At 61.8% G+C, this 8,164-nt stretch carries 5 protein-coding genes; all 5 read right to left on the bottom strand.

Annotated elements, in window-relative coordinates:
• A partial coding sequence (locus I5W_RS01065; protein WP_044527858.1) for a hypothetical protein occupies positions 1-847 on the bottom strand: 847 nt, incomplete at its 3' end.
• Positions 848-858: 11 nt separating this feature from the next.
• Positions 859-1,956, bottom strand: a complete 1,098-nt coding sequence (gene zapE, locus I5W_RS01060) for a cell division protein ZapE (RefSeq protein ID WP_026052016.1) — start codon at positions 1,954-1,956, stop codon at positions 859-861.
• Between the two features lie 137 nt (positions 1,957-2,093).
• The gene (gene lpdA / locus I5W_RS01055) at positions 2,094-3,521 is read right to left on the bottom strand and encodes a dihydrolipoyl dehydrogenase (protein WP_017451792.1); all 1,428 of its coding nucleotides are present in this window, start codon (positions 3,519-3,521) and stop codon (positions 2,094-2,096) included.
• A 113-nt stretch (positions 3,522-3,634) separates the two neighbouring features.
• Positions 3,635-4,876 (bottom strand): 2-oxoglutarate dehydrogenase complex dihydrolipoyllysine-residue succinyltransferase, encoded by a 1,242-nt coding sequence (gene odhB, locus I5W_RS01050; protein WP_017451791.1) that lies wholly within the window; start codon positions 4,874-4,876, stop codon positions 3,635-3,637.
• An 88-nt stretch (positions 4,877-4,964) separates the two neighbouring features.
• Complete coding sequence (locus I5W_RS01045; RefSeq protein WP_008329922.1) at positions 4,965-7,829, bottom strand: 2-oxoglutarate dehydrogenase E1 component; 2,865 nt, start codon at positions 7,827-7,829, stop codon at positions 4,965-4,967.
• Between the last annotated feature and the right edge of the window lie 335 nt (positions 7,830-8,164).

The following is an 8,164-nucleotide window of genomic DNA, read 5'->3' as shown; positions in this document are numbered from 1 at the left end:
CTTTGCTGCGTTCGGCACGCTCACGTTCGTTCTCGGCCTTCTTGCGCTCGACTTCCTGGCGATGCTCCTCGGCTTCCTGGATGCGACGCTGGCGCTGGGCGGCGTTGGCCGCACGCGTGGGCGCACGGGCCGCCTCCTCGGCCTGCTGGCGCTGCACCTCGGCCTCATGCTGACGCACACGGTAATCGGCCGGTACGTTCTTGTTCTGGTCGATGCGCTGCTGTACTTCGCTGTTCTTGGCGCGACTTTCCTCGACCTTGCGGGCGGAATCGGCTTCCTTCTGCTTCTGGTCGGCCAGGCGGCGCGCAGCATCTTCCTCATCCTTGGTGCGCTGCTCGGCCAGCGAGCGGTCGCGATCATCCACGGTGGCCTGGCGCTGGAACACCTTGGCTTCGTACTCCACTGCCTTGATGCCCTTTTCGGTCAGGCGCTTGCGGTCGCGCGCAGCTTCCAGACAATCGGAGACCAGGAATTTGGGGTAGCAGGCACGCTGGTCCAGGATATAGCGCAGCTCGGCAACCTGGCGGTCTTCGGCGGCTTCCTCCAATGCCTTCTGGGCCAATGCATCGGACTTGATGGAGCCGGCCGAGAAACGCTGGGCAATCGGCGGGCGCGCCTCCAATTCATCAAAGCGCTCGCGGCTCATGGGCTCCGCCGGTGCGGCCGCGGTGGCCGCCGATGCCGCCTGCGGCTGGCTTGCCTGGCTTTGCGCGCCCGAGGTAGCACTGGCTGCGTCCTGCCCTTGCGCCGCACAGGTGCCGGCGACCAAGGCCAGCATCAGGCCGCACAGGGAAGAAGTGACGCCCTTGGCATCGGCAAAAAGACCTTGCATGGATTTCTTGTTCATCAGGTGATTGTTCAGGAGAGACTGTCGGCAATCGAACGGCGGTCCGCGTCCAGATATTCCTTCGATTGCATCTCAATGATACGTGAAACGGTACGGTGGAACTCGTTGGAGAGCGTACCTACCGTATAAAGCTCATCCGGCTCGACGGCGGCCGACATGATCAGCTTGACCTTGTGGTCGTAGAAGACGTCGATCAGCCAGGTGAAGCGGCGCGCCTCCGAGGACATCGCCGCCGACATGCGCGGAATGCCCGACAGGATCACGGTCTGGAAGCGGCTGGCCAGCTCCAGGTAATCGTTCTGCGAGCGCGGGCCCCCGCACAGGGTCGCAAAATCGAACCAGATGGCGCTGCCGGCCCGGCGCAGGGCACGGATCTCGCGGGCTTCGATGTGCACGCGCGGATCTTCATCGGCAGCTTCGGCGACGGCGGCGAAGGCTGCGCGCAATTCTTCATCAGTCTTGGCGTTCAGGGGGGTGTGGTACACCTTCACCTGCTCCAGCACCCGCTTGCGGTAGTCGATGCCGGCGTCGATGTTCATGACGTCCAGCTTTTCCTTCAGCAAGGCAATGGTGGGCAGCATCCGATCGCGATGCAGGCCATCTGGATAGAGCGTGCTGGGCTCGTAGTTGGAGGTCATCACGAACGACACGCCATGGTCGAACAGGCCCTTCAACAGGTTGTAGAGAATCATCGCATCGGCGATGTCGGAGACGTGGAATTCATCGAAGCAGATCAGGCGGTACTTCTTGGCGATGCGCTTGGCGACCTCATCGAGGGGATCGGCGATGCCCTTCAATTCATCGAGCTGACGATGCACATCGCGCATGAATTCGTGGAAGTGCAGGCGCGTCTTGCGCACCACCGGCACCACGGAATAGAAGCTGTCCATCAGGAAGGACTTGCCACGCCCTACCCCGCCCCACATGTAGACGCCGCGCGGCACGGCCGGCCGGCTGATCAGACGCTTGAAGGTGGAGGCGCGCTGGGCCTTGTAGGCGACCCATTCCTCATAGGCGCGCTGCAGGCGCTCGATGGCGCGCAACTGCGCCTCATCGGGTTGATAACCGCGCTGGGACAGCGACTGTTCGTAGAATTGACGGACATCCATGGTGTGGTCTTGTAAAACGACAATGGGCGAGCCAGGCTCGCCCATTGGGTTGGCATCTCAATGCTGACTATGCGGGCAACTCAAACCTGGCCATGCTGGCAGGCATGAGCGACGCGTATTGTCGCATTGATCGCGCATCAGAAGTTCAATGCACGCTTGTCGACGGCCAGGGCCGCTTCCTTGGTCGCTTCGGACAGCGAGGGGTGAGCGTGGCAGATACGGGCGATGTCTTCGGAGGAAGCACGGAATTCCATGGCCACCACGGCTTCGGAAATCAGCTCGGAGGCCATCGGGCCGACGATGTGCACGCCCAGGATCTCATCGGTCTTGGCATCGGCCAGGAACTTCACCATGCCCGAGGTATCGCCCAGCGCACGGGCGCGGCCGTTGGCCAGGAACGGGAAGGTACCGGCCTTGTACTGCACGCCTTCGGCCTTGAGTTGCTGCTCGGTCTTGCCGACCCAGGCGATTTCCGGCGAGGTGTAGATGACCCAAGGAATGGTGTTGAAGTTGACGTGACCATGCTGACCGGCGATACGCTCGGCCACGGCAACGCCTTCTTCTTCGGCCTTGTGGGCCAGCATCGGGCCGCGCACCACATCACCCACCGCCCACACGTTGGGCAGGTTGGTCTTGCAGTCGCCGTCCACGGCGATGAAGCCGCGCTCGTCCAGCTTCAGGCCCACGCCTTCGGCGTTCAGGCCGATGGTGTTGGGGGTACGGCCGATGGAGATGATGAGCTTGTCGAATTCGCCGGTGTGGGCTTCGCCCTTGGCATCGGTGTATTCCACGGAGACGCTGTTCTTGCCAGCCTTGATGGTGCCGATCTTCACACCCAGGTTCACGGCCAGGCCTTGCTTGGTCAGCAGCTTCTGGGCTTCCTTGGCGATCTGTTCATCGACAGCACCCAGGAAGGTAGGCAGGGCTTCCAGCACGGTCACTTCCGCGCCCAGGCGACGCCAGACCGAACCCATTTCCAGGCCGATCACGCCGGCGCCGATCACGCCCAGCTTCTTCGGCACTTCGGTGATCGACAGTGCGCCGGTGTTGGAGAGGATCAGCTTTTCATCGAACTCCGCGCCCGGCAGTGCACGGGCGTTCGAACCGGTCGCCACGATGACATGCTTGGCGGTGATGGTTTCTTCGGCAGCACCCGCGACCTTGATCTCGTAGCCATTGGCATCGCCCTTGACGAAGGAGCCACGGCCGTGGAAGAAGGCGACCTTGTTCTTCTTGAACAGGTACAGGATGCCATCGTTGTTCTGCTTGACCACGGTGTTCTTGCGGCCCAGCATCTTTTCCAGGTTCAGGCCCAGGCCCTTGACTTCGATGCCGTGCTCGGCGAAGCCGTGGCTGGCGTGCTCATAGTGTTCGGACGATTGCAGCAGCGCCTTGGAGGGGATGCAACCGACGTTGGTGCAGGTGCCGCCCGGTGCGGGGCCGCCCTTTTCGTTCTTCCATTCGTCGATGCAGGCGGTGTTGAAGCCCAGTTGCGCTGCGCGGATGGCGGCGATGTAACCGCCAGGGCCGCCACCGATGACGACCACGTCAAAATTCTTGCTCATGTGTGTATTCCTGATTCGTTGTGCGCATCCGCTTGAACTGGAAGCGGATGCAAAAAGGCGCTGAATGCCTGGGGGCCGTTCAGCGCCTAGCTCACGCCGTGATGGCCGGTTGCTTACAGATCCAGCAGCAGACGGGCCGGATCTTCCAGTGCTTCCTTGATCGCGACCAGCGACAGGACGGCTTCGCGGCCGTCGATGATGCGGTGGTCATAGGACAGCGCGAAGTAGTTGATCGGACGGACCACGACCTGGCCGTTTTCAACCACAGCACGTTCCTTGGTGGCGTGGATGCCCAGGATCGCCGATTGCGGCGGGTTGATGATCGGGGTCGACAGCATGGAACCGAAGGTGCCGCCGTTGGAGACGGTGAAGGTACCGCCCGACAGTTCTTCGATGGACAGCTTGCCGTCCTTGGCCTTCTGGCCGAATTCACCGATCTTCTTCTCGATGTCGGCAATCGACATCTGGTCCGCATCGCGCAGGATGGGCACCACCAGACCACGGGGCGAGCCGACGGCCACACCGATGTCGAAGTAACCGTGGTAGACGATGTCATTGCCATCGACCGAAGCGTTGACGATCGGGTACTTCTTCAGGGCGTGCACGACCGCCTTGACGAAGAAGGACATGAAGCCCAGCTTGACGCCGTGTTCCTTCTCGAACTTGTCCTTGTACTTGTTGCGCAGGTCGATGACCGGCTGCATGTTGATTTCGTTGAAGGTGGTCAGGATGGCGTTGGTCGATTGCGATTGCACCAGACGCTCGGCCACACGGGCACGCAGGCGGCTCATCGGCACGCGCTGTTCCGGACGGCTTTCCAGACCGGCCTTGACCGGGGCGGCCACTTGCGCCAGGGCCGGCTTGGCAGCGGCAGCAGGTGCGGCGGCGGGAGCCGACAGCGCGCCCAGCACGTCGCCCTTGGTCACGCGGCCATCCTTGCCGGTGCCGGTGACTTGCGAGGTCGACAGGTTGTTGTCGGCCAGCAGCTTGGCAGCGGCCGGCATGGCGACGTCGCCCTTGGAAGCCAGCTCGGGAGCGGCAACCGGGGTCGGTTCGTTGGTGGCTTGGGGAGCGGGAGCGGCCTTGACTTCGGTCGGAGCCACTTGCGCGGAGGCGTCGGTGTCCAGGATGGCGATCACTTCACCGGCCACGACGGTGGCGCCGTCGGCCTTGATGATCTGGGTGATCACGCCAGCGTCCGGCGAGGGCAGTTCCAGCACGACCTTGTCGGTCTCGATGTCGATCAGGTTTTCGTCACGGGCGACGGGTTCGCCAACCTTCTTGTGCCATTGCAGCAGGGTTGCTTCAGCAACGGATTCCGACAACTGCGGGACTTTTACTTCGATTTGAGCCATTTTCAGGATTCTCCGATTTTCGGGTGATTTCGTTCTTATGGAAACAGGGACGCCCTGCCCTCGCAGCGCGTCCCGTTTGCATCGATGATTACTTGGTCAGCACAAAGCCCTTGAGCTTGGCGAAGGCGGTTTCGATCAGTGCCTTTTGCTGTGCGTAGTGCTTGTCGTAGTAACCGACGGCCGGCGAGGCGCTGGCCGGGCGGCCTGCATAGGCCAGCTTCTGACCTTCGGAGAGATTCTCGAAGATGTTATGCTGGATCTGCAGCCATGCGCCCTGGTTCTGCGGCTCGTCCTGTGCCCACACCAGCTCGTTGAAGTTGGGGAACTGCTTCAACGCGGCGGCGAAGGCCTTGTGCGGGAACGGATACAGCTGCTCGACGCGGATGATGGCGGTATCGGTCTGACCACGCTCCTTGCGGGCGTTGACCAGGTCGTAGTACACCTTGCCCGAGCAAGCGACGATGCGCTTGACCTTCTTGGCGTCGATGGTTTCATCGACTTCCGGGATCACGGTCTGGAACGAACCCTTGGCCAGATCGGACAGCGGAGAACCAGCATCCTTGTTACGCAGCAACGACTTCGGCGTCATGATGATCAGCGGCTTGCGGAACAGGCGGATCATCTGGCGACGCAGCAGGTGGAAGATCTGCGCAGCGGTGGTGGGCTGCACGACCTGCATGTTGTTGTCGGCGCACAGTTGGAGGTAACGCTCGATACGTGCGGACGAGTGTTCCGGCCCCTGGCCTTCGTAGCCGTGGGGCAGCATCTGCACCAGACCCGAGGCACGGCCCCACTTCACTTCGCCGGAGCTGATGAACTGGTCCATGACGACCTGGGCACCGTTGGCGAAGTCGCCGAACTGGGCTTCCCAGATGGTCAGGGTGTTCGGTTCAGCGGTCGAGTAGCCGTATTCGAAGGCCAGCACGGCTTCTTCAGACAGGACCGAGTCGATCACGGTGAAGGTGGACTGGTTTTCCGCCACGTTCTGCAGCGGGATGAAGGTACCGGCATCCCAACGCTCGCGGTTCTGGTCGTGCAGCACGGCGTGACGGTGGGTGAAGGTGCCACGGCCGGCATCCTGACCGGTCAGGCGCACGGCATAACCGGAGGAAACCAGGCTGGCGTAGGCCAGGTGTTCGCCCATGCCCCAGTCCAGATTCATCTCGCCACGGCCCATGGCGGCGCGGTCGTTCAAGACCTTCTCGACCAGCGAGTGCACCTTGAAGCCTTCCGGCACGGTGGTGATCTTGGTGGCCAGGCGCTTCAATTCAGCCATCGGCACGGCGGTTTCAGCGGCGTCGGTCCACTTGCGGTTCAGGAACGGCAGCCAATCGACCGCGTACTTGCTCTTGAAGTTGGTCAGCACCGGATCGATGGCGTGCTTGCCGGCGTCCATCGCGGCGCGGTAAGCCTTGACCAGTTCTTCGCCACCATCGGCGGGGATGGTCTGCTGGGTCACCAGCTTGTCGGCGTACAGCTTGCGGGTACCCGGGTGCTGGGCGATCTTCTTGTACATCAGCGGCTGGGTCAGAGCAGGGGTATCTTGCTCGTTGTGGCCCAGCTTGCGGAAGCAGATGATGTCGACCACGATGTCCTTCTTGAACTTCATGCGGTAGTCGACAGCGATCTGGGTGGCGAACACGACGGCTTCCGGATCATCACCGTTGACGTGCAGCACCGGGGCTTCGATCATCTTGACCACGTCCGAGCAGTACAGGGTCGAGCGGGAGTCGCGCGGATCGGAAGTGGTGAAGCCGATCTGGTTGTTGATGACGATGTGAACCGTGCCGCCGGTGCCGTAGCCACGGGTCTGCGCCAGGTTCAGGGTTTCCATCACCACGCCTTGGCCGGCGAAGGCGGCATCGCCGTGCACCAGGATCGGCAGCACTTGCGAACCATCCTTGTCGCCGCGGCGATCCATACGCGCCTTGACCGAGCCCTCGACCACCGGGTTGACGATTTCCAGGTGGGACGGGTTGAAGGCCAGCGACAGGTGGACCGGGCCGCCAGGGGTGGAGACGTCGGAGGAGAAACCTTGGTGGTACTTGACGTCACCGGCCGGCAGGTCGTCGGCATGACGGCCTTCGAATTCGGAGAACAGTTCCTGCGGGGTCTTGCCCAGGATGTTGACCAGCACGTTCAGGCGGCCGCGGTGGGCCATGCCGATGACGATTTCCTGCACACCCTTTTCACCGGCGCGCTGGATGGTTTCATCCAGGGAGGCGATGAAGGATTCGCCGCCTTCCAGCGAGAAGCGCTTCTGGCCGACGTACTTGGTGTGGAGGTAGCGTTCCAGGCCTTCAGCGGCGGTCAGGCGCTCCAGGATGTGCTTCTTCTTGTCGGAGGAGAAGCTGGGCACGGCACGGGTCGGCTCCAGGCGCTCTTCCAGCCAGCGCACTTCGGACATGTCCGAGATGTAGGTGAACTCGGCGCCGATGGAGCGCGTGTAGGTGTCGCGCAGCATCTGCAGCAGGTCGCGCAGGGAGGCGGTTTCCGGGCCGAAGTAGGTGTTGTTGATGTTGAACACGATGTCCATGTCGGCATCGGTGAAGCCGTAGAAGGAGGGATCGAGTTCGGGGATGTTGGGGCGTTCCTGGCGTTGCAGCGGGTCCAGGTTGGCGAAACGGGAACCGAGGTCACGGTAGCCGGCGATCAGCTGGGTAACAGCGACGCGCTTGCGGCCCATGTCGGAGTCGGCGGAAGCGATGACGGTGCGGATCGGGCCTTGCTTGGCGCGTTCGGCGAAGGAAGCGATCACCGGAGCGTGGGCCACGTCAGGACGGGTGGAGCCGTCGGTTGCGGGCACGTGTTGCACGGCGTCGAAGTAAGCACGCCAGTTGTCAGGGACGGAGCCGGGGTTGTTCAGGTAGGCTTCGTACAGTTCTTCGATGTACGGAGCATTCCCACCGAACAGGTAGGAGTTGATGTTGTATTGCTCGTAGAGCTTTGTCATTTGCTCACCTTTCTTCGCGCTTCGCGAGATTAGCGGGTTTCTACACCTTCCGCGACACGGCCTGACCGGTTAGCGGATTGCATCAAGTTGTGGGGGAAGGACTTTGTCTACCTGAACTTCTGTACGTCATCCAGTCAGCGCAACGGAATTATATCTCCTAATATCAAATAAAAAAGCGAATCCTCAGGGATTCGCTTTTTTATTTGAAACATGAAGCAACAGGCATTTCTCGCTACCAATGCGCGCCTGCAAAGCCTTGCCGGACGGGCTTTTCACCCTCCTCCCGACCATCCCGACAGACGGGAAACAAGGCTATCCGGCAGGCATTGTTGTCC

The organism is Herbaspirillum sp. B65 (assembly GCF_000333555.1).
GTDB classification, from domain to species: Bacteria; Pseudomonadota; Gammaproteobacteria; order Burkholderiales; family Burkholderiaceae_D; genus Herbaspirillum; species Herbaspirillum rubrisubalbicans.
This window is presented reverse-complemented; position numbering and strand designations above follow the sequence as displayed.